Genomic DNA, 26,076 nt, shown 5'->3' with positions numbered 1-26,076 from the left:
GTGTCCCGCTCCTCCACCGCCGTCGACCATCGGGGGAACCCCTGATCCGACCCTGACTCACACCCCGGCGACCCCGGCGACCTGTTTGGATGCTGCAGTGAGCACTCCCTCCCTCTCGAGCACAGCGGTCCGTCCGCCGCTGCGTCGACCCCGCAGGGTCGTCCTCGGTGGCGTGTGTGCGGCGCTCGCCGAGCATCTGGGTCGCGCCCCGGGGTCGATCCGCTTCTTCGCGGTGGTCGCGACCGCTCTGGGTGGCGGCGGGGCGCTCCTCTACCTGTGGCTCTGGGCCTTCGTCCCTCTCCGTGACGTCCACGAGGAGCCGGGCGTGCGCCGACGAGTCCCCGTCGCCGCCCTCCTCGCCGTCGCCGCGGGAGGCGCGGCGATCGCGGTCGCCCTGGCCTTGCGTCGTGGCGACGACGGAGACGTCACCCGCGCGCTCGCGGCCGCCGCGCTGTTCTCCGGCGGAGCCGTTGCCTGGAGTCTCGGTCCCGATCGCGGGGATCCGTCGCGGTCCGCGCGCTCCTCCTCCTTCGTGCGTCTCGCCTCCTGCGCGGCACTCGTCGTCGCCGGAGCCGCTGTGCTGGCGGCGCGGCCGAGCGCGATCAATGCCGTCCTCGCCGTCGGGGTGCTGCTGATCGCCGCGGGCGTGCTCGCCGCGCCCCGCATCCTGACGCTGTGGACCGAGTTGATGGGCGAACGTGCCGCACGCGTGCGCGAGGAGCAGCGCGCCGAGATCGCCGCCCATCTTCACGACTCGGTGCTGCAGACGCTCGCGCTCATCCAGAACCGCGCGGGAGCCTCGAGCGAGGTCGCCCGCATCGCACGCGCTCAAGAACGGGAGCTGCGTGACTGGCTCTTCGAGCGCGACGTGCCCGTTGCGAACGACCTGGCGGCCGAGGTCCGCGCCATCGCCGCGGCGATCGAGCTCGACTACCCGGCGCAGCTCGACGTGGTCGCGGTGGGCGCGTCGGTGCCGGGTGCCGCCTCCGTGCTCGCCGCGACCCGGGAGGCGATGCTCAACGCCGCGCGACACGCGGGAGGCGAGGTGTCGGTCTATCTGGAGTCCTCCGCCGCCGGGGTCGACGTCTTCGTCCACGACCGCGGCCCCGGCGTCGATCTGGGTGCGGTGCCCGGCGAGCGTCTCGGCATCCGGGAGTCGATCATCGGGCGGATGGCCCGCGCGGGTGGCAGCGCGACGGTCAGGCCAGGGGCGGGCGGCTCGGGTACCGAGGTGCACGTGCGGCTTCCGGCAGAGGCGCAGAGGTGATCCGCGTCGTGCTGGTCGACGACCATTCGATCTTCCGCTCGGGGCTCCGCACCGATCTCTCCCCCGAGCTCGACGTCGTGGGTGAGGCGGCCGATGTCGACGCGGCTGTCGAGCTCGTCGTCGCCCTGAGACCTGACGTCGTGCTGCTCGACGTGCACCTGCCGGGCGGCGCAGGCGGAGGCGGTGCCGAGGTGCTCCGGCGCAGCGCTGCGCTCCTCGACGCGGTGCGCTTCCTGGCGCTCAGCGTCTCCGACGCCGCCGAGGACGTCGTCGGTGTGATCCGTGCCGGCGCCCGTGGCTACATCACCAAGGCCAGTTCGGGCGCCGAGGTCAGCCGTGCGGTGCTCGCGGTAGCCGGAGGCGACGCTGTCTTCTCGCCCCGTCTGGCCGGCTTCGTCCTCGACGCGTTCGGTGCCCTCTCGGGCGAACAAGCGGAGTCGGTCGACGAACTCGACCGCCTTTCGGCCCGCGAGCGGGAGGTGATGAGGCTCATCGCGCGCGGCTACGCCTACAAGGAGGCTGCTGCCGAGCTCTTCATCTCGGTCAAGACCGTCGAGTCCCACGTGTCCGCGGTGCTCCGCAAGCTCCAGCTCTCGTCGCGCTACGAGCTCACCGCCTGGGCCTCGGTGCGGCGCTTGCTCTGAGGCGGCCGCATGGAAGAGATTACCCAACTCCATTCACCTGAAATCTTCAGCAGGGTAGCGTGGATTTATAATTCTCCACGAGAAAGCGAGGTGGTAATGCGCCTGGTCAAAGCCTGTTGGCAAAAGTTCCTTTCTCTTCTTCGTCTCATGCACCTAACTCCAAAACAGACGTCCCAATTTCCGCCTGACCCCGACGGCATCCCGGGCCCGGATGTGAAAACCGGAACTCAAGGATATCGGGCGGAAGCCACTAAGTCATCGGCTCCTTCTACAATCGGATTGCATTTTTAATGGGATGCTGCCGTATCGGCCCCTCCCCGGCCTCGGCCTTCGCGGTCCCGGCTGCAATTGCCGCGGTCCCCTGTACGGCCCTGGATGACGGCGCATCACCCTTGCCGCGACTCGGCCTCGAATGCGCCGTGAGCGCTTCGCGCGCGGGACGGGCCTCATCAACGTCGGCGTGCATCCGCACCACGATCTGCGTGGGGCTGGTGTAGCCCTTCAATCTGACCGCGAACACTCTGAGCCCTGCGGCGCTGTCGTACCGGTTGCTGCAGTCGGCGCGTGTGGCGTCCGCTGACGAAGCACCTCCACTAGGGCGTGTTGCTAAACCGCCTTACGTATCCTGGTGGGTGAAGGCTCCAACGCGAACCAGATGGCCCTGAGGATTTCAGTGTGGACAAGTCAGTTGGTGTCATCGTCTCGGTCCGGGTGCAGGCGGGCCTCGCGAACGAACAGGTTAAGCTTTTCAATCGGATTGCTCCTCTTGTGCGAGCCGAGGCCGGTTGCTTGAGCTACGAGCTGCATCCTGTCGTTGGCGATAAGGATCGCTTCGTCATCCTCGAGTGGTGGTCATCGCACGACGCGCTCTCGGCCCACGAGGTAACGGCGCACATGGTTGAAGCCGATGCGACGAGCCCGCCTTTCCGTGACGGCCCCGCTCGGGTCACGTTGATTGAGCGGGGATAGCAGGGGCCCTGGGACTGCTGATACGCCAGTGCAGGGTCGCGGCACGGCAAAGACCCACGTGGTAGTTGCGGGCGAGTTTGTCTGATCTCATCGCGATGCCGCGCCATTGCTTGAGCGTGTTGAAACATCGCTCGACGACGTGACGACCGCGGTAACGGTCGCGTTGGTCGTGACCGAAGTCGTCGTCAACCCGCCACGGGAACGGCCGATCGTATGATCGGGTGGCTCGTCACCGAATTTCTTGTCATTCTGCAGAGCCCCCCGTGACCCACGGGAGGGTCGCGCCGTGCTGATGCACGCGCACAATCGTGGAATCGATCGATGCGACCCCGTCCAGGTCGCCGGACTGCTGCGCAGGAGACTGCACTCTCTCCAGCACCTGCGCCCAGACGCCCTGGTCGGCCCAGCGGTTGACGTTCTTGTAGATCGTGTTCCAGTTCCCGAACTGCTCCGGCACATCACGCCACGACGCTCCCGTGCGAAACCGCCACGCCGTCGCCTCAACGACCGAGCAACGATCCACCGGCGGCCGACCGGTCGAATTCACCCCCGGGAACAACGGACCGATCACAGCCCAGGCCTCATCGGAAATCACATCACGCGACACACCCGCGAACCACCGAAATGTGTTTAGCAACACGCTCTAGGACGACACGAGCGGCAGCAGCGGCAGAACCGCCACCGCCGACAGGGCGCCGAGCACCGCGCCGGCGAGCACATCTGTCGGGAAGTGCATGCCGAGCGCGAGCCGCGAGAGCAGCATCACCACCACGACGATCACCGCGACGGGCCACAGCATCGGCAGCATCACCGCGAACACGATCGCGGCGGCGGTGGTCGACGAGGCGTGCGAACTCGGGAAGCTGAGCTTGCTCGGGGCCGTGCCGCGCACCTCCACCCCCTCGCCGGCGGGGCGGGGACGGCGCACGAGACGCTTGACCACGATCGACAGCCCGTGCGCCACCACGATCGCGACGTCGCAGAGCGCCCACGCCCCACACCGCGACGGATCGACGAGGGCCCCGATCACCCCGAGGAGCAGCCAGCCCGCGGCGTGCTCGCCGAAGAGGCTCAGCCCACGGGCCACGGGGAGGAGAGGGCGCGTCAGCGGCGCGCGCTGCACGCCGACGATGAGCGCCGACTCGCGGCTCCTGAGGGTCGACATCGCGATCAACCTAGCGCACGACCGGAGGGGCGACGGAGGGTCCGCTCCGCCGCCCGGCCGCATCAGGCCTCGGGCTCGGCCTCCGAGCGCTTGTCGGCCGCACGTCGGCGCGCACCGAAGCCGAGGGCGCTCGCGCCGGCGGCGAGCAAGGCTGCCGCTCCCGCCACGACGCCCACCGTCTCGACGCCCGTCGACGCCAGCGGGCCGCCGCTCCCACCGGTCGGCAGGGGTACGGCGGTGCCCGTCGGAGTCGACGTGGGCGCAGCCGTCGGAGTGCCGGTCGGCGTCGCCGTCGGACCTGCGGTGGGCGAGGCGGTCGGCGTCGCCGTCGGAGTGGCGGTCGGCGTCGTCGTCGGGCCGACCGTCGGGGTGGGGGTGGGCTCGACGAGCTGCGACGCCGGCAGGATCTGCACGATCGCCGGACGCGGTGCCGCCACCGTTCCGGCCGCGATCGCTCCCGAGGCCGCGAAGTCGGGGAAGTACGAGTGCGGCTCCTCGAAGGTGCCCTCCTCGCCCGGGTGCTGCACGGCGACGAAGACGTGCTGGTCGAGGTCGTGGACGATCGGGCCGCACGTCTCGGCGTCGCGGGGTACGGAGAGGAACTGCTGGACGTTGCCGCGATCGGGGCCGTCCAGAGTCACCTTGAACAGGCCATCGTTGTAGCCGATGCCGCTGGGCGCACCGTCGGTCGAGATCCAGAGGTTGCCGACGGAGTCGAAGGCCAGGTTGTCCGGGCACGAGATCGGCGAGACCTTGTCGGCCGGGAATCCCGAGAAGTAGACCGCGTCACCCTGTGCCTGGTCGCCGCAGAGCATGACCAGGTTCCAGGTGAAGGTCCGGCCCGTCTGGTCGCCTCCGTCCTCGATGATCTCGACGATGTGCCCGTCGCGGTTCTCGGTACGCGGGTTGATCTCGGTCGGCCCCTCCTTGCCCGCGGTGCCGCGGCTGGAGTTGTTGGTGCAGGCTACGTAGATCCGTCCGCTGACGAGGCTCGGCTGCACGTCTTCGCAGCGGTCCATCTTGGTCGCGCCGGCGATGTCGGCCGCCATGCGGGTGTGCACGAGCACCTCCGCGACGCTCATCCCGGCGATGGCCGAGACGCCGCCCACGACGAGCGGCAGCCATTCGCCGATGCCGTCGAAGCCGCCGTCGGAGGGGACCGCGCCGGTCCCGGTGATCTCGGCGACGGGGGAGTCGCCGGTGAACGCCGCGACGTAGAGGTCACCCTCCTCGAGCAGTGTCTTGTTGTGCGCACGGTCGCCCTCGATGTAGCGCTTCTTCGAGACGAACTTGTAGAGGTAGTCGAAGCGCTCGTCGTCGCCCTGGTAGGCGACCACGCGGCCGTCCGGAGCGATGATGACGTTGGCGCCCTCGTGCTTGAGGCGGCCGAGGGCGGTGTGCTTCTTGGGAGTCGACGTGGGGTCGAAGGGATCGAACTCGACGATCCAGCCGAAGCGGTTGGGCTCGTTCTCGTAGCCCGCGGTGCGGGCGTCGAAACGGGGGTCGTCGAGCTCCCACTCGCGGGAGGTGGCGGCGTCGGCGAGTCCGTAGCGCTTCTCCGCCGCGCTGGTCGCAGTGGCGCGGAAGTAGCCGTTGAAGTTCTCCTCGCCCGAGAGGATCGTGCCCCACGGGGTGGTGCCTCCGGAGCAGTTGCCGAGCGTGCCGAGGACGGTCCGACCCTCGGGGTCGGCCACGGTCTTCACCAGCTCGGATCCCGCCGCAGCACCCGTGATCTCGTAGGGCGTGTCGATGAGGTAGCGCCGGTTGTGCTGGCCGCCGCGCACGTACGACCAGGGGCGGTCGACGGCGGTGCGGACGAGCTCGACCACGCTGAGTCCGTGGGCGGCGCGGGCGACGGCCCGGACTCGCTCCGGCTCCGACTCCAGCTGCGCCGCCGGAAACATGATGTTCTCGTTGGTGTACTCGTGGTTGACCACGAGCAGCGCACGCAGGCGCTTCGAGCCGGGGATCTCGACGATGTCGGTGTAGTCGTTGTTGTAGCCGAATTGCGCGGCCTGCGCCGCCTCTGTCTGGTTCTCGATGTCGAAGGAGGGGCTGTCGGCGAAGAGGGGGTCGCCCCAACGGATGATCGGGCGCCAGGCGAAGCCCTGCGGGACGGTGAACTCGTCGACCGTGTAGGGGACCGGGGCGATCGGGGTGAAGGCGAGCGGGGAGGCGCCGGGCGCGGCTCCCGCGACGGCCGCCTCCGCCGTGGGCGCGCCTCCCGCCGACGCCACGGCGACGGTGACCGCGCCGGCGAGGCCCAGGCCGAGCGCGCTGCGGCGCGAGAGCTGCGACGAGACGATGTCGCGGAAGTAGCCGTTGTGCGAGGTGTTGCAGGTCGCGGTCGAGCACGCGTTCGCGCACTTGAGGGCGCAGGTGACGGGGCTGCGCTTGCCGCGCACGTGCCCCGCCATGGGGAGGAGGAGCGGACGACGGGCGGTGTCTGACATGGGAGTCCTTCGGTCGCAGGCAGAGGGTGCGACCGAGGAAAACAGGCGGAGGGGACCGAGATGTCACTCGCCGGAGACGTCCCCCTAAACGGAATGTGAACGTTTTCACACGAAGGCGAGGGTGACCTGGCTGACGGGACTGGCGCCGCCACGCCGCGGATGCCAGGATCTGGTGTCGCGACACCCGGCGGTGAGGTCGATCGTCGTCCGGCGATCCGTCGCTCCAGCTTGGGGGGCCATGCACCAGCAGATACTCACGTCGGTGGTCTCGGCCGTCGAGGCGGACCCGACGTTGACGACCATCGCCCAGGTCTTGGGGATCCTCAGCTCCGCGAGCGTCATCGTCACCGTCCCCGTCGCGGTCCTCAGCCTGCGTCGAGTCGTCCTGCAGCGGCGGAGCGAGTCGTTGCTCCGCGTGATCGAGGAGCTCCGCGACCCGGACTTCCGGGCGCTCGCCCGGGAGGTCTACGCCGCTTTCCCTATTCCGCGATCCACGACGTGCACGGGGCGGTTGAACGACTTCCTCGACGAGGGGCACAGCATGACGGACGAGGGAGTGAGCAGCGCGATCCAGTTGGTCAACCGGCTCAATGACATCGCGGCTCTCATCGATCAGGGTGCGGTGAGGGAGCGAGACCTGCACGGCCAGACGCATCCTCGTGTCATCGAGCTCGCCGCGCGCCTCGATCCGTTCATCTTGCTGAGGTCCGCGAAACTCGGCTATCGGTGGGGAATGCGCGTGCGACGACTGGGCGCGGGAGCCTGCACCTACTACCGGACGAGCCCCCTGCACCGGAACAAGGAATTGAGCCGATCGGGAGTCGTCCTAGTGAGCGCGGTGTCGGGCTGGCGATGGCGCGTGAGGCTCACCTCGCTGCGGGCGATGTTCCTCGGCAAATACATGCCGTCCGCCTCCGCGAGGCAGCGGCTGGACGAAGAGGAACTCGCGCTGGCGCAGAGCGCGCTGAGCGCCTTCTCGGTCTCACACACGACCGACTTCCTCGACCGTCATCCGACATCGTGACGACGCCACGCCTCCGGTCGCAGGCGTCACTCCGGGTCCGCGCCGCCCTCGTCGTTCCACCGATCGACGTCCGGTACGTCACGGCGACCAATCCCCGGGTCCAGCCACGCCCGGTGGGCGGCATCCGCCCACGCGGTGCGTGAGACGGGGTCCGCGTCGTAGGACTTCCAGAACTGGACGAAGCGACGCGCCTCCTTCGCCGCGAGAGGGCCGCTATCGCGCCCGTTCGCGGTCGTCGTCGGGGAGAGGACAAGAGGGAGTTGTGGTGCGACGTGCCCGCCGGCGATGACCGGTGTCGTTCTGGTCTGTGCACTCATAGTCGGACTGTACGCCTTCCTGGACGCCGCGGACGAGGATGCAGTGAACTCGCCGGACGGGCGGCGTCGAAGCCCGTGCGTCGGCTTTCGGGCCCTCGCGAGGGAAGCATCCCCGGCACGCCTCGGTTGCACCCCACGGCGGCGCAGAGCCCGCCGCACCTGCACGGAAGGACCCTCATGACCCTCGTCGTCACCGGAGCCACCGGCCACCTCGGCCGCCTCGCCCTCGACCACCTGCTCTCCCGCGGCATCTCCGCCTCCGACCTCGTCGCCACCGGTCGCGACGCCGCGAAGCTCGCCGGGCTCGCCGAGCTCGGAGTCCACACCGCAGTCGCCGACTTCGACGACCCGGCCTCGCTCGACGCGGCCTTCGCCGGCGCCGAGGCGGTCCTCTTGGTCTCGGGGTCGGAGGTGGGCAAGCGCGTCGCTCAGCACACGGCCGTGATCGAGGCGATCGCTCGTGCCGGCGCCCGCCTGGTCTACACCAGCGCCCCGAAGGCGACGACCAGCCCGTTGCTGCTGGCCCCCGACCACAAGGCCACGGAGGAGGCGATCGCCGCCGCGGGCGTCCCCGCCACGATCCTCCGCAACGGCTGGTACAACGAGAACTACGCGCAGACGGTCGCTGAGCTCGCCGCCACCGGCACCACGCTCTCTAGCGCCGGTGAGGGTCGCGTGTCGAGTGCAGCGCGCGCCGACTACGCCGAGGCCGCCGCGATCGCCCTGGCCGACGCCTCCCTCGTGGGCACGGTGCACGAGCTCTCGGGCGACGCGGCATGGAGCGTCGACGAGCTCGCCGCGCTGGTCGGCGAGGTCGCGGGGCGCGAGACCGCCATCACGCACGTGTCCGCGGAGGAGCATGCGCGCCTCCTCGCCGAGGCGGGCGTCCCGGAGGGCGCGGTCGGCTTCGTCGTCGGCCTCGACACCAACATCGCCGAGGGCCTGCTCGGCGAGACCGATGGCTCGCTCGCGCGCTTGATCGGGCACTCGACCACGCCGATCCGCCGCTTCGTCGAGGAACAGCTCGGACGCTGAGCCGAGGCTCGTCGCGCACGCCCCCTTCCGTGATCCGGGCGTGCGCGGCGACATCCTTCCCTCGTCGGAGGCTCCGTGTCGGTGCCCGGTCGTAGGCTGTCCGCCATGACCTCGACGACGCCTCGCTCCGGTATCGACCTCTCCGAACTCGACCCCGCGACGCGCCCGCAGGACGATCTCTACCGCCACGTCAACGGCCTGTGGATCGATCGCACCGAGATCCCCGCCGACAAGGCGCGCTATGGCTCCTTCCATGTCCTCCAGGAGGAGGCCGAGAAGGCCGTGCGCGACATCATCGTCGAGGCGCAGACGGCCGAGGATGGCACCGAGGGGCGTCTGTTCGGCGACCTCTACGCCTCCTTCATGGACGAGGCGCGTGCCGAGGAACTCGGTGCCGCGCCGATCGCCGACGACCTCGCCGCGGTGCACCGCGTCGACTCCATCCCGGGCCTGCTGCGGGCGGTCGGCGAGTTCGAGCGCTCGGGCGTGCCCGGGCTCGTCGGCCTCTTCGTCGACAACGACCCGGGCAGCCCCGAGCGCTACCTCGTCTTCGTCAACCAGGGCGGCTTGGGTCTGCCCGACGAGAGCTACTACCGCGAGGAGGAGTTCGCCTCGGTGCGCGAGGCCTACACGCCCTTCGTCGCACGCATGCTCGGCCTCGCGGGCCTCGACTCCGCCGAGGCGCGAGCCGAACGCGTCATGGCCCTCGAGACCGAGATCGCGGCGGCGCACTGGGACAAGGTCCGCAGTCGCGACAGCCAGGCCACCTACAACCTGCGCACGTGGGCCGAGGTCGAGGAGCTCGCCGCGGGCATCGATCTGGGCGTCTGGCTCACGGCGATGGGTGCTCCGGAGGGGGCGCTCGCCGAGGTCGTCGTGCGCCAGCCGAGCTTCATCGAGGGTCTCGCGGGGCTGCTGACCGACGAGCGCCTCCCGGCCTGGCGCGACTGGCTCGCGTGGCAGGTCGTCCGAGGGTCCGCCGCCTATCTCTCGAGCGAGTTCGTCGACGCCAACTTCGACTTCTACGGCCGCACCCTCACCGGCACCCCGCAGAAGCGCGAGCGCTGGAAGCGCGGCGTCTCGCTCGTCGAGGGCTCGCTCGGCGAGGCGGTGGGCCGCACCTATGTGGCCCGGCACTTCCCCGAGAGTGCCAAATCGGCGATGGATGTTCTGGTGGCCAACCTCATCGAGGCCTATCGCCGCTCGATCGTCGACCTCGAGTGGATGGGGGCGGCGACCCGTGAGCGCGCTCTCGAGAAGCTCGCCATGTTCACGCCCAAGATCGGCTATCCCGTCCGCTGGCGCGACTACTCCGCCCTGTCGATCGACCCGACCGATCTGGTGGGCAACTCCCGTCGCGTGGCCGCGTTCGAGTTCGACCGCGAGCTCGGCAAGATCGGGCGTCCGCTCGACCGCGACGAGTGGTTCATGACTCCGCAGACCATCAACGCGTACTACAACCCCGGTTTCAACGAGATCGTGTTCCCCGCGGCGATCCTGCAGTACCCCTTCTTCGACGAGAACCGCGACGATGCCGCCAACTACGGCGCCATCGGCGCGGTGATCGGCCACGAGATCGGCCACGGCTTCGACGACCAGGGCTCGCGCTTCGACGGCGACGGCCGCCTCACCGACTGGTGGACCGCAGACGACCGTGCCGCCTTCGAGGAGCGCACTAAGGCGCTCATCGCGCAGTACGACGCACTCGCCCCGGCCACGACGCCCGGCCACCACGTCAACGGCGCGCTCACGATCGGCGAGAACATCGGCGATCTCGGCGGTCTCGGCATCGCGTGGAAGGCCTACCTCCTCTCGCTCGAGGGTCGCGAGCCGGCCGTGATCGACGGGCTGACCGGCGCGCAGCGCTTCTTCCTCTCGTGGGCACAGGCGTGGCAGCAGACGTCCCGCGACGAAGAGACGATCCGTCTGCTCGCGATCGATCCGCACGCTCCGGCTGAGTTCCGCTGCAACCAGATCGTCCGCAACATCGACGCGTTCTACGCTACTTTTGACGTCACCGAAGGCGACTCCCTCTGGCTCCCGCCGAGCGATCGCGTCGTCATCTGGTAGTCGCCGTCGACACTGCTCACCGCACCGCGGACGAGTTCCCCCGGGCAGCGAGAGCCGACCGTCGCCTCGGGTTCGTTCGCTCATCGCGCGTCCCTCCGGCGCGTCGAGGGACCTCGGTCCCCCCAGCACAACCGTTCCATCACCCGTAGAGGGGCCGCAATCGCAGTGATCCCCACCCACACGACCCGCCGTGAGAACCGACGTGCCCGCCGGGGGCGCCACAAGGGAGCGAACGAGCACGACAACTTCCAGCGCGGCTTCGACGCTCTCGGCCGGCTGGCTCTCGACGGAGTCGTGGTCTCGGCCCGCGCCGTCGACCTCGCGACCGGTCGCATCCTGTTCGCCGTCGACGACTCCGTCTCGATGCCGACCGCGTCGATCGGCACGATCGTCCTGCTCATCGAGGTCGCCGCACGGCTCGCAGCCGAACCTCAAGAGAACCTGCGCCTCGTCGACCGCACCGCCGCGGACGCGGTGAGCGGCTCCGGGCTCTGGCAACACCTCCAGGTGCCGTCGATGCCCATCGCCGACCTCGCGGCACTGGTCGGCGCGACGAGCGACTCTCTGGCCACCAACGTCCTCCTCCGTCGCGTCGGCCTCGACGCCGTGCGCGAGCGGGCGGAGGCGCTCGGCCTCTCCCGCACCGCCCTGCTCGACGTCGTCCGCGACGAGCGCGGCCCCGACGATGCGCCGCAGCTCTCGATCGGCTCGGCGCGTGAACTGACCTGGCTGCTGGCGACGCTCGCCAATGGCGAGATCGTCGACTCCGCGGTGAGTTCTCGTGTGATCGGCTGGCTGTCGCTCAACACCGATCAGTCGATGGTCGCCTCCGCCTTCGGCCTCGACCCGTTGGCCCACCGCGCGCCCGACCACGGGGTGCTCGTCGTCAACACGGTCGGCGTCGACGTGGGCATCCGAGCGGAGGCGGGGGTGCTGCGCGGCCCCCGCGCGAGCGTCTCGTACGCGTTGCTCACCCAGTTCGACGACGCGAGTCTCCGCTACCGCCTCTCGGTCCTCGAGGGCATGCGCACCCTCGGCGTCGACCTCCTCGAGTACGTGCACTGAGCGCCTCCCGCCGACCGACGGGGGCGTGACCTCAGGCCGGGCGGCTCGGCATCGCTGCGCTGACGGCGGTCGTGCTCATCCACGGTCCGCTCCACCAGCCGCGCCAGCCGAGCGGGAGGGTCGTGACGGCGAATCCCGCCGAGCGGAGGTCGTCGGCGTACTCCGTGGTCCGCCGGATGTCGGCGGCGACGATGCGGCCTCCGGGGGCGAGCACGCGGGCCGCCTCGGCGATCGCGGTGCGTCGCCCCTCCCTGCTGCGGATGTTGTGGATCGAGACGCTCGCGGTGACGAGGTCGAAGGAGCCGTCGGGGTACGGCAGCTTTGTCATGTCGCCGGTGTCGAAGCGCACGCGATCGCCCACGCCGTTCAGTTCGGCATTGCTGCGGGCGGCATCCGGTGTGTTGCCGGACTGGTCGATGGACCGCCAGAGATCGATGCCGGTGACGGTGCTCTCGGGTGAGCGCAGCGCCGTCATGATCGAGACCATCCCGTGTCCGCATCCGAGGTCGAGCACTCTGGCCCCGGAGGGCAGCGCGACAGTGGACAGGAGTCGATCCCAGAGGACGAACTTGCCGCGGAGGGAGACATACCAGTAGAGCGCCGCCGCCGCTGCGAACACGACGGTGAGCAGGGCGAAGAGCGCGACCACCCACCACTCGTCGTTCCAGAGGGTCGCCGCCGCCGCGGTGAGCGCGGCGTAGAGGACGGTGTAGCCGACCCACATCCACGGCACCCACGGTGCATCGATGCCGTAGTCGCCCTCGGGCTTGATCGCCATCCCGGCCCCTCCCCGTCGTCGCACACTCTAGGACGCCGGCGCCTCCGGAGACTGCCGGTCGCCTCTTCTCCCGTGTGCGTTCGCTCATGCGTCAAGGCCGTGACTGCTCCGACAGCGCGACCTAGGCTGCCCCCAGCGGCGCCGCCTCCCCGGCGCGCCGCGGAGAGGCAACCATGAGCAGCTTCGGCTTCGACGCCCCCGAGAACGTCACCGACACCACGCGACCCGACGTCGACTCTCTGCCTGTGCCGCCAGAGGATCCGGCTGAGGTCGACGACCCGGAGGCACTCGACGAGGCCCTGGACGAGGGCGCCGACGCTCGCCTCGGCGATGAGCAGGACCCGCCGGAGCATCCGGTCGTCCCCTCGCCCAGCTGAGCCCGCTCCGCACCCGGGGGCTCGCGCGAGCCCAGCGTGTGCGCGAGGCTGGTCGGGTGCAGTTCAGAGTCTTCACCGAACCCCAACAGGGCGCGAGCTACGACGATCTCCTCGCCGTCGCCCAGGCCACCGAATCTCTCGGCTACGACGGGTTCTTCCGCTCCGATCACTACCTCCGCATGGGCGAGGGCGATCCCGGAGTCGGGCCCTCCGACGCGTGGACGAGCCTCGCGGGCCTCGCGCGCGAGACCACGCGGATCGCGCTCGGCACCCTCGTCTCCTCCGTCACCTACCGCCAGCCGGGAATCCTCGCGATCCAGGTCGCGCAAGTCGACGCGATGTCCGGCGGCCGTGCGGAGCTGGGCCTCGGCACCGGCTGGTTCGAGCAGGAGCACGCGGCCGCCGGCATCCCGTTCCCGCCGCGGCGTTTCGATCTGCTCGAGGAGCAGCTCGAGATCGTCACCGGCCTCTGGTCGACCCCGGTCGGCGAGCGCTACTCGTTCGCGGGCGAGCACTACACGCTCACCGACTCGCCTGCCCTGCCCAAGCCGGCGCGCCTCCCCCTGCCGATCATCGTGGGTGGAGGCGGCCCGAAGCGGACGCCCGCTCTCGCCGCCCGCTTCGCGAGCGAGTTCAACCTTCCCTTCCCCGAGTTCGACGCGATTCCCGCGGCATTCGACCGTGTCGATGACGCCTGCCGGGCCATCGGCCGCGAGCCCTCCTCGCTCGTGCACTCCGTGGCGCTCGTCGCGGTCGGCGGACACGACGAGGCCGAGTTCACGCGCCGCGCCTCGGCCGTCGGGCGCGAGCCGGCCGAGCTCCGCGAACACGGCATCGCAGGCGGAGTACAGGAGACGGTGGACCGCCTCGGCTCCCTCCGCGACGCGGGCGTCGAGCGCGTCTACCTCCAGTTCCTGGATCTGCACGACCTCGATCACCTCGACTTCTTCGCCCGCGAGGTGCTGTCCCCGTTGGCCGGCTGACCCGGGCGGCCCTCCGCCTCCGACGCCACGACACCGCGCCGCCGACCTAGGCTGGAGGAGTGGCGGACACGATCGAACGTGCGGACGAACGGCTGGTGACCCGCTCGGCGGCCGACATGCCGTGGATCGTGCTCGTCTGGGACGACCCCGTCAACCTGATGTCGTACGTGTCCTTCGTGTTCCGCAGCTACTTCGGCTTCAGCCGTGCCGAGTCCGAGCGCCTCATGTTGCAGGTGCACACGGAGGGGCGCGCCGTGGTCGCGACCGGCAATCGCGAAGAGATGGAGAGGCACGTGGAGGCGATGCACGGCTACGGCCTGTGGGCGACCCTGCAGAAGGCGGACGCGTGAGCGCGGCCGTCTCCGGAGGCGGACTCTGATGCGGGCCTTCCGGCGTGACTCGTCGGGCGCCGCCGTCGCCCGCTTCGATCGCGAGGAGGCGGGGATCCTCCGGCACCTCGCGGGGGAGATGCTCGAGCTCCTCGACCGCGGGGGGTCCTCGGAGGAGGCGCTCGCGGATCCTGCGCTCGCGCGCCTCCTGCCCGACGCGTACCGAGACGACCCCGAGGCTGCCGCCGAGTTCCGCCGATTCACGGCGCCGGACCTCGCCGGGCGCAAGATGGACGATGCCCGCGCTGTCGCCGCCGCCCTCGACTCCGGCGACGGATCGGGTCACAGCGGCGTCTTCGCGGGCCTGGGCGAGGTAGCGGTGCGTCTCGACCCTCCGCAGGCGCTCGCGTGGCTCCGCGCGTTGACCGACATGCGCTTGGCGCTGGCCGCGCGACTCGGCATCGAGCACAGCGACGACGTCGAGCCGACGGACGACGCGGGCGCGGCCATCCGGAGCGTCTACGACTGGCTCGGCGGGATCCAGGACGGGCTCGTCCGCGCCATCGACGTCTAGGCGCTCTAGCCACTCCACAGCTGTGGACAACTCTGTGGACAACGGGGGATAACCGGTGCACAACCGCGAGTGACGTGAGTCGTCCGCGCGAGCGAACGCCTCCACTGCACCGATGTCGTCGGCAAGGGGCTGCGCAGCCCTGTGGAAACGCGTACGGTCCGCCCTGTGAACACTCCGACCAGCAGCCGAGCGAAACGCACGGCCGATGATGTCCAGGACTCGACCGCGGTGCGCACGCTCGCGCGATTCGGCTATGCCGCCAACGGCCTCGTCCACGTCGTCATCGGCCTCATCGCGCTGGGTGTCGCGGGGGGCGGCGGAGGCGAGGCCGATCAGAGCGGTGCCCTCGGCTCGCTTGCCGCGCAGCCCGGCGGTGCCGCAGTGCTCTGGACGTGCACGGCGGGGCTCTTCGGGCTCGCCGTCTGGGGGCTCCTGGAGGCGTTCCTCGTGCCTCGCCGCACGAGCGCGATGGCGACGTGGGGCGCCAGGCTCAAGGAGGCGGCGAAGGCCGTGGTCTACGCGGCGCTGGGCGTGACGGCGCTGACCTTCGCCTCCGGGGGGAGCTCGAATTCGTCGCAATCGTCCGAGAGCGCGAGCGCCCAGGTCCTGGCGGCGCCGGGCGGAGTCGCGGTGCTCGTCGTCGTGGGTCTCGCCGTCTTCGCGGTCGGCGTCGTCTTCGTCTACCGAGGAGGGAGTCGGACGTTCCTCGAGAACGTCGCTCAACCCGGAGGGACTGCGGGCCGGGTCGTCACGGGCCTCGGCATCGCCGGGTACATCGCGAAGGGCATCGTGCTCGGCGTGTTCGGGGTGCTGCTCATCGTGGCTGCGGTGCAGCACGATCCCGGGCAGGCGGGCGGCCTCGACGAGGCGTTGACGTCGCTGGTCGGGCTGCCGGCGGGAGTCGTGCTGCTGACGTTCGTGGCGGTCGGCCTCATCGCCTATGGGCTGTTCTGCTTCGCCCGGGCCCGCTGGCCACGACTGTGATGCTCGCGCTGGCCGGCTCGGACCGGGAGCATCTCCTCCGGGAATAGCCGCCCGAGGGGTAAAGTTGAGTCAGTCGTACTCAACTTTTGACCACAGAGGAGACCACCATGCAGGCCGGTCGGACACCCCAGCAGGATGAGAAGTCCGCCCTCGAGCAGTACGGCGTCAACCTCACCGCTATCGCCGCGAGCGGCAAGCTCGACCCGGTGATCGGACGCGACGCCGAGATCCGACGTGTCAGCCAGGTGCTGACCCGCCGAACCAAGAACAACCCCGTCCTCATCGGCGAGCCCGGCGTCGGCAAGACCGCCGTCGTCGAAGGCCTCGCCCAGAGGATCGTCGCGGGCGACGTCGCCGAGAGCCTCAAGGGCAAGCAGCTCGTCAGCCTCGACCTCTCGGCCCTCATCGCCGGCGCGAAGTACCGCGGCGAGTTCGAGGAGCGCCTCAAGGCCGTCCTCCACGAAATCGAGGAGTCCGAGGGGCGCATCATCACCTTCATCGACGAGCTGCACACCCTCATGGGTGCGGGCGGCGGCGAGGGTTCGGTCGCCGCGGCGAACATGCTCAAGCCCATGCTGGCCCGCGGCGAGCTCCGGATGATCGGTGCCACGACACTCGACGAATACCGCCAGTACATCGAGAAGGACGCCGCGCTCGAGCGACGGTTCCAGCAGGTGTTCGTCGGCGAGCCCAGCGTGGAGGACACCGTCGCGATCCTCCGCGGTCTGAAGGAGCGGTACGAGGCGCACCACAAGGTCGCCATCGCCGACTCCGCATTGGTCGCCGCCGCCTCCCTCTCGAACCGCTACATCACCGCACGCCAACTGCCCGATAAGGCCATCGACCTGATCGACGAGGCTGCCTCGCGCCTCCGGATGGAGATCGACTCCGCGCCCGTCGAGATCGACGAGCTCCGCCGCTCCGTCGACCGGCTGAAGCTCGAGGAGCTGGCGCTGAAGAAGGAGAAGGACGAGGCCTCGAAGGCGCGGCTCGAGAAGCTGCGCGAGGACCTCGCTCGCCGAGGCGCCCAGCTCGATGAGCTGCAGCAGCGCTGGGAGCGGGAGCGCGCCTCCCTCAACCGCGTGGGCGATCTGAAGAACAGGCTCGACGCGCTGCGCATCGCCGCCGAACGGGCCCAGCGCGAGGGCAAGCTCGAGCGCGCGTCGAAGCTGCTCTACGGCGACATCCCCGTGATTGAGCGGGAGCTCGCCGCGGCCGAGGCGGAGGAGGATCCCGCCGAGGGTCGCATGGTCAACGAGCAGGTCACCGCCGACGACATCGCGGCCGTGATCGCCGCGTGGACCGGCATCCCGGTCGGCCGCCTCCTGCAGGGTGAGACCGAGAAGCTCCTCCACCTCGAGACCGAGCTGCACCGTCGCCTGATCGGGCAGGACGAGGCGGTCTCGGCCGTGTCCGATGCCGTCCGCCGCACGCGGGCGGGGATCTCGGATCCCGACCGGCCCACCGGCTCGTTCTTGTTCCTCGGCCCCACCGGAGTCGGCAAGACGGAGCTGGCGAAGGCGCTCGCCGACCACCTCTTCGACGACGAGAAGGCGATGGTCCGCATCGACATGTCGGAGTACGGCGAGAAGTTCGCCGTCTCGCGGCTGGTGGGCGCGCCTCCCGGGTACATCGGCTACGAGCAGGGCGGCCAGTTGACCGAGGCGGTGCGACGTCGCCCCTACTCGGTGGTGCTTCTCGACGAGATCGAGAAGGCGCACCCCGAGGTGTTCGACGTGCTGTTGCAGGTTCTCGACGACGGCCGGCTCACCGACGGCCAGGGTCGCACGGTCGACTTCCGCAACACGATCCTCATCCTGACCTCCAACCTGGGCTCGCAGTTCCTCGTCGATCAGACGCTCTCGCGGGCTCAGAAGGAGGAGGCGGTGCAGCAGCTGGTGCGGCAGGCCTTCAAGCCCGAGTTCGTGAACAGGCTCGACGACATCGTGATCTTCGAGGCGCTCGACCGCACCGAGCTGGGCGAGATCGTGTCGCTCTACGTCGACCGGCTCTCGAGGCGGCTGGCGGAGCGTCGGCTCGATCTGGCGGTCACGCCCGCGGCCCGCGGCTGGCTGGCCGAGCGCGGCTACGACCCGAACTACGGGGCGCGACCGCTGCGGCGACTCATGCAGCGCACGATCGACGATCAGCTCGCCACGGCGCTGTTGAGCGGCGCGATCCGCGACGGTGACGTTGTGCTGGTCGACGTGGCCGAGGACGGCGAAAGCCTCGTGGTGACGGCGGGGATGCGCGACGCATAAGGCAGCGGCTGGAGGCTCCTCCACAGGGCCGCTGACCCGCCAGTCGTCCACAATCGAGGCGTCCGAGCACCGGCGCGGGTCGCCGCCTGCGTAGCGTCGCCGCATGTCGTTCGGAACCCCCGCCCCTCGCATGGCCGACCTCGCTCCCGAGCAGAGGCCCCGCGAGCGCTTGCAAGCCCGTGGGCCCGAGGCACTGACCGACGCCGAGACGCTGGCCGTGCTCATCGGCGCGGGGATACGCGGCGCCAACGCGACCGTCGTGGCGCAGCGCCTCCTTGCTCGCTTCGGCGGCATCGACGCGGTGGCGCGCGCCGGAGTCACCGACCTGGTGCGCCAGCGCGGAGTGGGCGAGGTCGCCGCATGCCGGATCGTCGCCTCCTTCGAGCTGCGTCGTCGCATGAACCGCGCCTCGCGGGCGGCGCGCATCACGAGCGCGGCCGAACTCGCGGCGCTCGTCACTCCCCTGCTCGCTGCCCGTCCTGTCGAGACGGTGCTCGCCGTGGCGCTCGCCGACTCGGGCGCGGTTCGCGACGTGCTCACCCTCGCCGATGGCAGTCCCGGGCACGCCGAGGTGCCCGTCTCAGCGGTCCTCGCCGAGGTGCTCGGCCGAGGCGCGAGCGGCATCGGTCTCGCGCACAACCATCCGGGCGCGGCGGCGATCCTCCCCTCCGACCGCGCGGCCACCCGGGCGCTCGCCGAGGGGGCGGAGGCGCCTCCCTGACGCACTGCTCCACCGTCGGAGTCGCGAGTGCGCGTTCGTGCAAGCCCCCGCTCTCCCGGGGGCGAGCACGACGCTCGGGCGTAGCGTGGTCGGGTCATCACCTCTCTCCCGAGCAGGAGCATCATGCGAGCAACACTCATCCACGGCGAGCGCGACATCCGAGTCGAGGAGGTCCCCGAACCGCAACTGTCTACCGGCCGTGACGCCATCGTCCGCGTGACCGCCGCCTGCGTCTGCGGCTCCGACCTGTGGCCCTATCGCGGCGTGACGCCCACGAAGGAGGCGCACCGCATCGGCCACGAGTTCGTGGGAGTGGTCGAGGCCGTCGGCGAGGAGGTGCGCGACATCGCGGTGGGCGACTTCGTGATCGCTCCGTTCTACGTGTGCGACGGCACCTGCGCCCACTGTGCGAACGGAGTCTCGACCTCGTGCCTGAACGGCGGCTGGTGGGGCTCGGACGTGCGCGAGGAGGGCTTCGCCGACGGCGCACAGGGTGAGAAGGTCCGCGTGCCGCTGGCTGACGGCACGCTCTTTCGCGTGGGCGCCGACCCCGCCCCTGAGCTGATCCCGAGCTTGCTGACCCTCGCCGACGTGATGGGCACCGGTCACCACGCCGCCGTGTCGGCCGGGGTCGGCTCGGGTTCGACCGTCGCGGTCGTGGGCGACGGCGCGGTCGGCCTCTGCGCCGTCCTCGCGGCCAAGCGTTTGGGCGCCACCACGATCATCGCGATGTCACGGCACGAGTCGCGACAGAACCTCGCGCGTCGCTTCGGCGCGACGCACATCGTCGAGGCCCGCGGCGACGAGGGGGTCGCTCGCGTGCGCGAGCTGACCGACGGGATCGGCGCCGACTGCGTCCTGGAGTGCGTCGGCACGAAGGAGTCGATGCAGCAGGCATTGGACTCGGCCCGGCCCGGCGGGATGGTCGGCTACGTCGGCGTGCCCAACGGCGGCCCCGAGCTGCCCGTGCGCCAGATGTTCGGCTCCAACGTCGGCGTCAACGGCGGTGTCGCGCCCGTCCGCGGTTACATGGCGGAGCTGCTCCCCGATGTGCTGAGCGGTGCCATCGAGCCGGGACTCGTCTTCGACCTCGAGCTGCCGCTCGACGAGATCGCGGAGGCGTACGCCGCGATGGACGAGCGCCGCGCGATCAAGACGCTCGTGCGGCCGTAGCCTGCTCGTTCACTCTGCAGGACGGATCCTCGATGCGGTCCGCCGATCGGCGTGCCGTGGTGACGAGCGGACGATCCGTCCTGCACAGTGAACGCGGGAGGTCGCGGAGCAGCGCCCTTCCGTCCGCTCATTACGCTCACCAGGAGTCCCCGTGAACATCGACCGGCTCGCCACCCGCTTCGAGATCACGCTGCCCGAGTGGATCGGCGACGCCGTGCGCGACATCCCCGAGGTCCTGCCGACGCTGGAGGAGCGGATGGCGCTCGTGCACGCGCTCGCCGACCGCAATTTCCGCGAGGGCAACGGCGGCCCGTTCGCGGCGATCGTCGTCGAGCGCGACTCCGGCCGTCTTGTGGCGGTGGGTGTGAACGTCGTGCTTGCGAGCGGGATATCCTCCGGCCACGCGGAAGTCACCGCGCTCGGTCTCGCGCAGACTGCACTCGGTGCCTGGGACCTCGGAGGCGACGGTCTCCCGGCACACGAACTCGTCGTCAACTGGCGTCCGTGCGTGCAGTGCTACGGAGCCACGCTCTGGTCGGGCGTACGGCGCCTCGTCGTCGCCGGCTCAGGACCCGAGCTCGAGGAGATCACCACCTTCGATGAGGGCCCGATGCGCGACGACTGGGCCGCCGCGTTCGAGGCCCGCCACATCGAGGTCGTCGACGGAGTCCTCCGTGCCGAGGCGCTGGACGTGTTTCGGGCCTACCGCGCCTCCGTCGACGCGGGCGGGTCGCTCGTCTACAACGCGCGCGCCGCCTCCGACTGACCCCGCTCGCTCTCGCGACGGCGATCCCGCGGGCGGGAGAGGCGTCAGTCGTGACCGGGTGTGTACGTCGCGGAGGCGTGCCACCAGTCGTCGAACATCGAGAGAGGCACCTGTCGCTTGTGCTCGGTCGCCGCGTACCGCGTCTCGATCGCCTCGGCGACGGCCGGTTGGACCTCGCCGCCCTCGAGGTAGGTGTCGAGGTCGGCGTAGACGAGCCCCAGGTTCGACTCGTCGGTCTGGCCGGGGTTCTCGTCGAGCAGGTCGGCCGTCGGCGCCTTCTCGTAGAGGCGGGCCGGCGCGTTGAGGTGCTCGAGCAGCGAGCGGCCCTGCCGTTTGGTGAGGCCCGTGAGCGGGAGGACGTCGGCGCCGCCGTCGCCGAACTTGGTGAAGAAGCCCGTGACTGCCTCTGCTGCATGGTCGGTGCCGACGACGAGCATGCCCGCCTGTCCGGCGATCGCGTACTGTGCGACCATCCGGGCGCGTGCCTTGACGTTGCCCTTGACGAAGTCCGAGATCGGTTCGCCGGCCGCCGCGTTGAAGGCGGCGGCGATGCCGTCGACGCCCTGTTGGATGTCGAAGGTCATCTGCCGATCGGGGCGGATGAACGTCAGTGCGAGCTGCGCATCCTCCTCGTCCGCCTGGATCCGGTAGGGGAGGCGCACGGCGATGAAGGAGGCGTCGCCTCCGCTCGCGCGTACCTGCTCGACCGCGAGCTGGCACAGTCGCCCGGCCAGGCTCGAATCCTGGCCGCCGCTGATGCCGAGGAGGAGGCCTTTCGCGCCGGTGTGTCGGAGGTAGTCGGCGAGGAAGCCGCTGCGTCGTTCGACCTCGGCGGCCGGGTCGACGGTGGGGGAGACGTGGAGCTCGGAGATGATCTGCTGTTGGACGTCGCGCACGCCCTCACGCTACTCCGGATGTCTGCGCGCTCGCCGCTGGCCTCTCCACACCGCCCCCGCGCCGGCTGAGCGGTGTCTCGAGCAGGGAGGCGGTGGATCGAGCGTCAGCCGCGTGCTGCGACGATGCGCGCGATCCGCGCCGGCACGGTGTCGTCCTGGAGGCTCGTCACGTCTCCCAGCGCGCGACCGTCGCGGATGTCGCCGAGCAGCCGCCGCATGATCTTGCCCGAGCGGGTCTTGGGCAGGTCGGGCACCACCACGACGTCGCGGGGTTTGGCGATCGGCCCGATGGCCGTGGCCACGTGGTCGCGCAGCACCGACGAGAGCGTGTCTCCGAGCGCGACCCAGTACTCCGGGTCGGCGGCTGCCCGGTCGACCGTCTCGTCGGAGGGGATCACGAACGCCGCGATGGCCTGCCCGGTCATGGCATCGGCGACTCCGACGACTCCCGCTTCGCCGACCGCCGGGTGCGCGACGAGCGCCGACTCGATCTCGATCGTCGACAGCCGGTGGCCGGAGACGTTGATGACGTCGTCGACGCGGCCGAGCACCCAGATGTCGCCGTCCGCGTCGTACTTCGCGCCGTCTCCCGAGAAGAAGTAGCCCTGCGCGGCGAAGCGCGCCCAGTAGGAGTCGCGGTACCGTTCCGGATCGCCCCAGACCGTGCGCGCGAGCGCCGGACCGGTGCGGTCGACCACGAGGTAGCCTCCCGAGCCGTTCGGCACACGCTGCCCGTCGTCGTCGACGACGAGCGTCGAGAGGCCGGGCAGCGCGCCGAGCGAGGAGCCGGGTTTGAGTGTCGAGACGCCGGGGAGCGGGCACATGACGGCGGCTCCGGTCTCGGACTGCCACCACGTGTCGACGATGGGGCAGCGTCCGCCGCCGATGCGTTCGTGGAACCAGACCCACGCCTCCGGATTGATCGACTCGCCGACCGTGCCGAGCAGCCGCAGGCTTGACAGGTCGTAGTGGCTCGGCACGCCCTCGGGGAACCAGGTCATCAGCGTGCGGATGAGGGTCGGTGCCGTGTAGTAGACGGTCACTCCGTAGCGCTCGATGATCTCGAAGTGTCGCGCAGTGTGAGGCGTGTGGGGGGTGCCTTCGTAGATCACCTGGGTGAGCCCGTTCGAGAGCGGGCCGTAGATCTCGTAGGTGTGCGCCGTGACCCAGGCGAGATCGGCGGTGCACCAGTGCACGTCGTCGGGCTTCGCGTCGAACACGGCCCAGTGGGTCCAGGATGCCTGGGTGAGGTAGCCGCCGCTCGTGTGCACGAGCCCTTTCGGCTTTCCGGTGGTGCCAGAGGTGTAGATGATGAACAGCGGCGTCTCGGAGTCGAAGGCCTCAGCCTCGTGCTCGTCGCTCTGCGCGTCGACCACGTCGTGCCACCAGACGTCACGGCCGGGGGTCCAGGGGAGGTCGGGCGTCTCGTCGCCGGTGCGGCGCACGACGAGGACGTGCTCGACCGTTTCGACGCCCTCGACCGCGTGGTCGGCGTTGGCCTTGACGGGCACGGCCGCTCCGCGACGGAACTGCCCGTCGGTCGTGACCAGGAGCTTGGCGCCGGTGTCCTCGACGCGGAACCGCACAGCCTCCGCGGAGAAGCCGCCGAAGACGAGCGAGTGGATCGCTCCGATGCGGGCGATGGCGAGGGTGATGACGACCGTCTCGGGGATCACCGGCAGGTACACCACGACGCGGTCGCCGCGGCCGATGCCGAGGGAGGTGAGGGCGTTCGCTGCTTTCGCGACGTCGCGCTGGAGCTCGGCGTAGGTGATCGAGCGCCGGTCGCCGCGCTCGCCCTCGAAGTGCAGCGCGACCTTGTCGCCACGTCCGGCGTCGACGTGCCGGTCGACGCAGTTCACGGCGACGTTGAGGCGTCCGCCCTCGAACCAGGTCGCGCGCGGTATCGAGAGCGTGCCGTCGGCGCGAGCGGTGGCCGGCTCCCAGGTGTGGGCCGTGTGCCACGGCTCGGCCCAGTCCAAGCGGCGGGCCGCCTCTTCCCAGAAGGCGATCGGATCGGCGGCGGCGCGCGCGTATTCCTCAGGGCCCACGTGGGCGGCCTCGGCGAAGGCGGCGGGAGGCGGGAACCGCCGGTGCTCTTCGAGCAGGTTCGCGATCGTCACGCTCTGTGTGCCTTCCTGGGCGCTCATGCCCACTTCCTCACGGCATAGCGCTGGAACAGCCCGACCACGGAGTCGGTCAGTGTGCCCAGCACGGCGAGCAGGATGATCGCGAGGAACACACGATCGATCCGCCCGTTGTTCTGGCTGTCGATGAGGCGGAAGCCCAGCCCCATCGACGAGGCGATCAACTCGGAGGCCACGAGGAACAACCATGACTGCGCGAGGGCGAGCCGCAGCCCGGAGATCACGGACGGGATCACCGCGGGGAGCTGGACCGTGGTGAACAGTCGGATGCCCGAGAGCCCGAACGCCCGCCCCGCCTCCACGAGGTGGCGGTCGACGTGCCCGAGGGCGGTCGCGACGGTCGTGAACACCGGGAAGAACGCGCCGATGGTGATGAGCGTGATCTTCGACTCCTCGCCGATTCCCATCCAGAGCAGCAGCAGGGGAACCCAGGCCAGCGAGGGCACGGCTCGGATTGCTCCGAGCGTCGGCGCGAGCACGACCTCCCAGAACCGTGAGAGCCCGAAGAGAGCGCCGATCACGAGCCCCAGCGCCGAGCCGAGCGCGAAGCCGATGAGGACGCGCTGGGTCGAGATGGCGACGTCTTGACCCAGCGCACCGCGCTGTGCGAGGTCGACGCCCGCCGCCCACACCATGGCGGGGGAGGGGAACACCGCGAGGGAGACCGCTCCGGTGGCCGTCGCGATCTGCCAGGCCGCGAGCAGCAGCGCCGGGAGGACCGCGCCGCCCCCGACGACGAACCAGCGCCGCGAGGTCCGCGGGTGGGAGGCGTCGGCCCCTCGTCGCGAGGCGCCGAGCGAGGCGCCGGCGACGGCGAGCCCGTCGACGCGGGGAAACGCGCTCCCGCGTACGGGGTCGGCGGTCGCCGTGTCGTCGTCGCGGATCGTCATCGTCGTCTCCTCGGTCTCGGGGCAGGTGGCGGGAGTCGGGGGCCTAGCGGCCTCCGCTCAGTCAGGCGCCGATCGCGTTCGGATCGGCCGCCTTTGCATACGTGGGCTCGAGCAGCGAGCCGAGTGCCGCGTCGACGTTCTGCTGCGAGGCGACGTCGCCGTTCGCCACGAAGATCGGGCCGATCGCCGAGAGCACGTCGGTCTGCGCCGAGCCGGGTACGTTGTCGACTCCCAGGTTGCTGCGCTGCGTGATCACCGTCGTGGCGACCGCGACGTCGAGGCCCGCGACGGAGGCGAGGATGCTCGCCGTCTCTTCCTGGTTCGCGAGCGCCCAGGCGCGAGCGTGCTCGTAGGCGTTGACGACGGTCTGCGCCAGGTCGGGCTTGGTCGAGAGGAAACTCTCGGTGGCGTTGAGCAGCCCGTAGGAGTTGAAGTCGACGTTGCGGTAGAGGAGCGTCGCACCGGCGGCCTGGGCGCCGGCCATGATCGGGTCGAGCCCGGCCCACGCGTCGACCGAGCCGTTCTGCAGCGCGGCCCAGCCGTCGGCGTGCTGGAGGTTCTGCACGGTGACGTCGTCGATGCCGAGGCCCGCCGCTTCGAGCGCCTGTACCAGGAAGAAGTAGGGGTCGGTGCCTTTGGTGGCCGCGATCTGCTTGCCCTTGAGCTGCTCGACCGACGTGAGGGGTGAGCCCGCGGGGACGACGAGGGCCGACCACTCCGGCTGCGAGAAGATGTCGATCGTCTTGATCGGGGAGCCGTTGGACCGCGCGAGCAGCGCGGCGGAGCCGGCGGTCGACCCGACGTCGATCGCGCCGGCGCGCAGGGCCTCGTTGGCCTTGTTGGAGCCGGCCGATTGCACCCACGCCACGGTGACCTGCTGCTTCGCGAGGGCAGCCTCGAGCCAGCCCTTCTCTTTGATGACGAGGCTCAGTGGGTTGTAAGTCGCGAAGTCGAGGGTGAGCGTGCCGCCCTGGGTGGTCGAGCCGGTGCCCGCGGGTGCCGCGGCGGTGCCCGCGCCGCCCTCGCCTTGGACGCAGCCCGCGAGCAGCGGGACGGCGGCGGCGGTGAACAGTCCGGCGAGCGCAGTGCGGCGCGTGAGGGGGGAGCTGGTGAACGACATGGTGCCTCGGCTTCGGGATGCGGTTCCGGTCAGGAACGAGTGTGTGTGCAGGGGAGGGTGGGGAGGAG

At 70.3% G+C, this 26,076-nt stretch carries 25 protein-coding genes; 16 read left to right on the top strand and 9 right to left on the bottom strand.

Annotation, left to right across the window (positions count from 1 at the left end):
- Positions 1 to 97 precede the first annotated feature (97 nt).
- The 3 genes from ITJ45_RS00480 (at position 98) to ITJ45_RS00470 (ending at position 2,880) form a co-directional block, all read left to right on the top strand.
- Positions 98 to 1,267, top strand: coding sequence for a PspC domain-containing protein (locus tag ITJ45_RS00480; protein WP_194606891.1), 1,170 nt, complete (start codon positions 98 to 100; stop codon positions 1,265 to 1,267).
- Positions 1,264 to 1,911, top strand: a complete 648-nt coding sequence (locus ITJ45_RS00475; protein ID WP_194606890.1) for a LuxR C-terminal-related transcriptional regulator — start codon at positions 1,264 to 1,266, stop codon at positions 1,909 to 1,911. Before ITJ45_RS00480 ends, ITJ45_RS00475 begins: the two co-directional genes overlap by 4 nt.
- A gap of 675 nt (positions 1,912 to 2,586) precedes the next feature.
- The gene (locus ITJ45_RS00470; RefSeq protein WP_194606889.1) at positions 2,587 to 2,880 is read left to right on the top strand and encodes a putative quinol monooxygenase; all 294 of its coding nucleotides are present in this window, start codon (positions 2,587 to 2,589) and stop codon (positions 2,878 to 2,880) included.
- Between the two features lie 244 nt (positions 2,881 to 3,124).
- Here the strand turns inward: ITJ45_RS00470 and ITJ45_RS13880 are convergent, their stop codons facing one another.
- The 3 genes from ITJ45_RS13880 to ITJ45_RS00455 all read right to left on the bottom strand — a co-directional run bounded on the left by ITJ45_RS13880 (position 3,125) and on the right by ITJ45_RS00455 (position 6,498).
- Entirely contained in the window at positions 3,125 to 3,487 is a 363-nt protein-coding gene (locus ITJ45_RS13880; RefSeq protein WP_323742797.1) for a transposase, read from the bottom strand.
- Between the two features lie 36 nt (positions 3,488 to 3,523).
- Positions 3,524 to 4,045 (bottom strand): phosphatase PAP2 family protein, encoded by a 522-nt coding sequence (locus ITJ45_RS00460; protein ID WP_194606888.1) that lies wholly within the window; start codon positions 4,043 to 4,045, stop codon positions 3,524 to 3,526.
- Between the two features lie 62 nt (positions 4,046 to 4,107).
- Positions 4,108 to 6,498: a PhoX family protein gene (locus ITJ45_RS00455; RefSeq protein ID WP_194606887.1), complete on the bottom strand. Its 2,391-nt coding sequence runs from the start codon at positions 6,496 to 6,498 to the stop codon at positions 4,108 to 4,110.
- A 238-nt stretch (positions 6,499 to 6,736) separates the two neighbouring features.
- Here ITJ45_RS00455 and ITJ45_RS00450 point away from each other — a divergent pair, with 238 nt between their 5' ends.
- Complete coding sequence (locus ITJ45_RS00450; protein ID WP_194606886.1) at positions 6,737 to 7,522, top strand: hypothetical protein; 786 nt, start codon at positions 6,737 to 6,739, stop codon at positions 7,520 to 7,522.
- A 26-nt stretch (positions 7,523 to 7,548) separates the two neighbouring features.
- Here the strand turns inward: ITJ45_RS00450 and ITJ45_RS00445 are convergent, their stop codons facing one another.
- On the bottom strand, positions 7,549 to 7,839 hold the full coding sequence (locus tag ITJ45_RS00445) for a hypothetical protein (protein WP_194606885.1): 291 nt from the start codon (positions 7,837 to 7,839) through the stop codon (positions 7,549 to 7,551).
- Between the two features lie 177 nt (positions 7,840 to 8,016).
- Here ITJ45_RS00445 and ITJ45_RS00440 point away from each other — a divergent pair, with 177 nt between their 5' ends.
- From ITJ45_RS00440 to ITJ45_RS00430, 3 genes are all read left to right on the top strand, one after another.
- The gene (locus ITJ45_RS00440; protein WP_194606884.1) at positions 8,017 to 8,874 is read left to right on the top strand and encodes an NmrA family NAD(P)-binding protein; all 858 of its coding nucleotides are present in this window, start codon (positions 8,017 to 8,019) and stop codon (positions 8,872 to 8,874) included.
- Positions 8,875 to 8,979: 105 nt separating this feature from the next.
- Complete coding sequence (locus ITJ45_RS00435) at positions 8,980 to 10,944, top strand: M13 family metallopeptidase (protein ID WP_194606883.1); 1,965 nt, start codon at positions 8,980 to 8,982, stop codon at positions 10,942 to 10,944.
- Between the two features lie 159 nt (positions 10,945 to 11,103).
- Complete coding sequence (locus ITJ45_RS00430) at positions 11,104 to 12,009, top strand: serine hydrolase (protein WP_194607677.1); 906 nt, start codon at positions 11,104 to 11,106, stop codon at positions 12,007 to 12,009.
- A gap of 31 nt (positions 12,010 to 12,040) precedes the next feature.
- Here the strand turns inward: ITJ45_RS00430 and ITJ45_RS00425 are convergent, their stop codons facing one another.
- Positions 12,041 to 12,787, bottom strand: coding sequence for a class I SAM-dependent methyltransferase (locus tag ITJ45_RS00425; protein WP_194606882.1), 747 nt, complete (start codon positions 12,785 to 12,787; stop codon positions 12,041 to 12,043).
- A 173-nt stretch (positions 12,788 to 12,960) separates the two neighbouring features.
- Here ITJ45_RS00425 and ITJ45_RS00420 point away from each other — a divergent pair, with 173 nt between their 5' ends.
- From ITJ45_RS00420 to ITJ45_RS00380, 9 genes are all read left to right on the top strand, one after another.
- Positions 12,961 to 13,164 carry a hypothetical protein gene (locus ITJ45_RS00420; protein ID WP_194606881.1) on the top strand — a complete coding sequence of 68 codons (204 nt, stop codon included), beginning with the start codon at positions 12,961 to 12,963 and terminating at the stop codon, positions 13,162 to 13,164.
- Between the two features lie 56 nt (positions 13,165 to 13,220).
- On the top strand, positions 13,221 to 14,147 hold the full coding sequence (locus tag ITJ45_RS00415; protein WP_194606880.1) for an LLM class F420-dependent oxidoreductase: 927 nt from the start codon (positions 13,221 to 13,223) through the stop codon (positions 14,145 to 14,147).
- 116 nt (positions 14,148 to 14,263) lie between these two features.
- Positions 14,264 to 14,497 carry an ATP-dependent Clp protease adapter ClpS gene (gene clpS / locus ITJ45_RS00410; RefSeq protein ID WP_194607676.1) on the top strand — a complete coding sequence of 78 codons (234 nt, stop codon included), beginning with the start codon at positions 14,264 to 14,266 and terminating at the stop codon, positions 14,495 to 14,497.
- A 28-nt stretch (positions 14,498 to 14,525) separates the two neighbouring features.
- Positions 14,526 to 15,050, top strand: a complete 525-nt coding sequence (locus ITJ45_RS00405) for a DUF2017 domain-containing protein (protein WP_194606879.1) — start codon at positions 14,526 to 14,528, stop codon at positions 15,048 to 15,050.
- A 165-nt stretch (positions 15,051 to 15,215) separates the two neighbouring features.
- Positions 15,216 to 16,034 (top strand): DUF1206 domain-containing protein, encoded by an 819-nt coding sequence (locus ITJ45_RS00400; RefSeq protein ID WP_194606878.1) that lies wholly within the window; start codon positions 15,216 to 15,218, stop codon positions 16,032 to 16,034.
- A 107-nt stretch (positions 16,035 to 16,141) separates the two neighbouring features.
- A complete protein-coding gene (locus ITJ45_RS00395) occupies positions 16,142 to 18,295 on the top strand; it encodes an ATP-dependent Clp protease ATP-binding subunit (RefSeq protein ID WP_194606877.1) in 2,154 nt (717 codons plus the stop codon).
- A gap of 103 nt (positions 18,296 to 18,398) precedes the next feature.
- On the top strand, positions 18,399 to 19,016 hold the full coding sequence (locus tag ITJ45_RS00390; RefSeq protein ID WP_194606876.1) for a JAB domain-containing protein: 618 nt from the start codon (positions 18,399 to 18,401) through the stop codon (positions 19,014 to 19,016).
- Positions 19,017 to 19,139: 123 nt separating this feature from the next.
- Positions 19,140 to 20,189: a zinc-dependent alcohol dehydrogenase family protein gene (locus tag ITJ45_RS00385; RefSeq protein ID WP_194606875.1), complete on the top strand. Its 1,050-nt coding sequence runs from the start codon at positions 19,140 to 19,142 to the stop codon at positions 20,187 to 20,189.
- Positions 20,190 to 20,340: 151 nt separating this feature from the next.
- Positions 20,341 to 20,955, top strand: coding sequence for a nucleoside deaminase (locus tag ITJ45_RS00380; RefSeq protein ID WP_194606874.1), 615 nt, complete (start codon positions 20,341 to 20,343; stop codon positions 20,953 to 20,955).
- A 44-nt stretch (positions 20,956 to 20,999) separates the two neighbouring features.
- On the opposite strand, the gene nadE is transcribed toward ITJ45_RS00380, so the two are convergent.
- The 4 genes from nadE to ITJ45_RS00360 form a co-directional block, all read right to left on the bottom strand.
- Positions 21,000 to 21,851, bottom strand: coding sequence for an ammonia-dependent NAD(+) synthetase (gene nadE, locus ITJ45_RS00375; RefSeq protein WP_194606873.1), 852 nt, complete (start codon positions 21,849 to 21,851; stop codon positions 21,000 to 21,002).
- A 104-nt stretch (positions 21,852 to 21,955) separates the two neighbouring features.
- The gene (acs, locus tag ITJ45_RS00370; RefSeq protein ID WP_194606872.1) at positions 21,956 to 24,001 is read right to left on the bottom strand and encodes an acetate--CoA ligase; all 2,046 of its coding nucleotides are present in this window, start codon (positions 23,999 to 24,001) and stop codon (positions 21,956 to 21,958) included.
- On the bottom strand, positions 23,998 to 24,888 hold the full coding sequence (locus tag ITJ45_RS00365; protein WP_194606871.1) for an ABC transporter permease: 891 nt from the start codon (positions 24,886 to 24,888) through the stop codon (positions 23,998 to 24,000). The genes acs and ITJ45_RS00365 overlap by 4 nt, the downstream gene beginning before the upstream one ends.
- 61 nt (positions 24,889 to 24,949) lie before the next feature.
- Entirely contained in the window at positions 24,950 to 26,008 is a 1,059-nt protein-coding gene (locus tag ITJ45_RS00360) for an aliphatic sulfonate ABC transporter substrate-binding protein (protein WP_194606870.1), read from the bottom strand.
- Positions 26,009 to 26,076 lie beyond the last annotated feature (68 nt).

It is taken from the genome of Rathayibacter sp. VKM Ac-2879, from assembly GCF_015351245.1.
Classification (GTDB): Bacteria; Actinomycetota; Actinomycetes; order Actinomycetales; family Microbacteriaceae; genus Rathayibacter.
This window is presented reverse-complemented; position numbering and strand designations above follow the sequence as displayed.

Coding starts and splice junctions, on each gene's coding strand:
- ITJ45_RS00440 (WP_194606884.1), top strand. CDS start 8,017: ATGACCCTCGTCGTCACCGGAGCCACCGGCCACCTCGGCCGCCTCGCC.
- ITJ45_RS00390 (WP_194606876.1), top strand. CDS start 18,399: ATGTCGTTCGGAACCCCCGCCCCTCGCATGGCCGACCTCGCTCCCGAG.
- ITJ45_RS00460 (WP_194606888.1), bottom strand. CDS start 4,045: ATGTCGACCCTCAGGAGCCGCGAGTCGGCGCTCATCGTCGGCGTGCAG.
- ITJ45_RS00395 (WP_194606877.1), top strand. CDS start 16,142: ATGCAGGCCGGTCGGACACCCCAGCAGGATGAGAAGTCCGCCCTCGAG.
- acs (WP_194606872.1), bottom strand. CDS start 24,001: ATGAGCGCCCAGGAAGGCACACAGAGCGTGACGATCGCGAACCTGCTC.
- ITJ45_RS00455 (WP_194606887.1), bottom strand. CDS start 6,498: ATGTCAGACACCGCCCGTCGTCCGCTCCTCCTCCCCATGGCGGGGCAC.
- ITJ45_RS00435 (WP_194606883.1), top strand. CDS start 8,980: ATGACCTCGACGACGCCTCGCTCCGGTATCGACCTCTCCGAACTCGAC.
- ITJ45_RS00365 (WP_194606871.1), bottom strand. CDS start 24,888: ATGACGATCCGCGACGACGACACGGCGACCGCCGACCCCGTACGCGGG.
- ITJ45_RS00405 (WP_194606879.1), top strand. CDS start 14,526: ATGCGGGCCTTCCGGCGTGACTCGTCGGGCGCCGCCGTCGCCCGCTTC.
- ITJ45_RS00385 (WP_194606875.1), top strand. CDS start 19,140: ATGCGAGCAACACTCATCCACGGCGAGCGCGACATCCGAGTCGAGGAG.
- ITJ45_RS00420 (WP_194606881.1), top strand. CDS start 12,961: ATGAGCAGCTTCGGCTTCGACGCCCCCGAGAACGTCACCGACACCACG.
- clpS (WP_194607676.1), top strand. CDS start 14,264: ATGCCGTGGATCGTGCTCGTCTGGGACGACCCCGTCAACCTGATGTCG.
- ITJ45_RS00445 (WP_194606885.1), bottom strand. CDS start 7,839: ATGAGTGCACAGACCAGAACGACACCGGTCATCGCCGGCGGGCACGTC.
- ITJ45_RS00450 (WP_194606886.1), top strand. CDS start 6,737: ATGCACCAGCAGATACTCACGTCGGTGGTCTCGGCCGTCGAGGCGGAC.
- ITJ45_RS00360 (WP_194606870.1), bottom strand. CDS start 26,008: ATGTCGTTCACCAGCTCCCCCCTCACGCGCCGCACTGCGCTCGCCGGA.
- ITJ45_RS00425 (WP_194606882.1), bottom strand. CDS start 12,787: ATGGCGATCAAGCCCGAGGGCGACTACGGCATCGATGCACCGTGGGTG.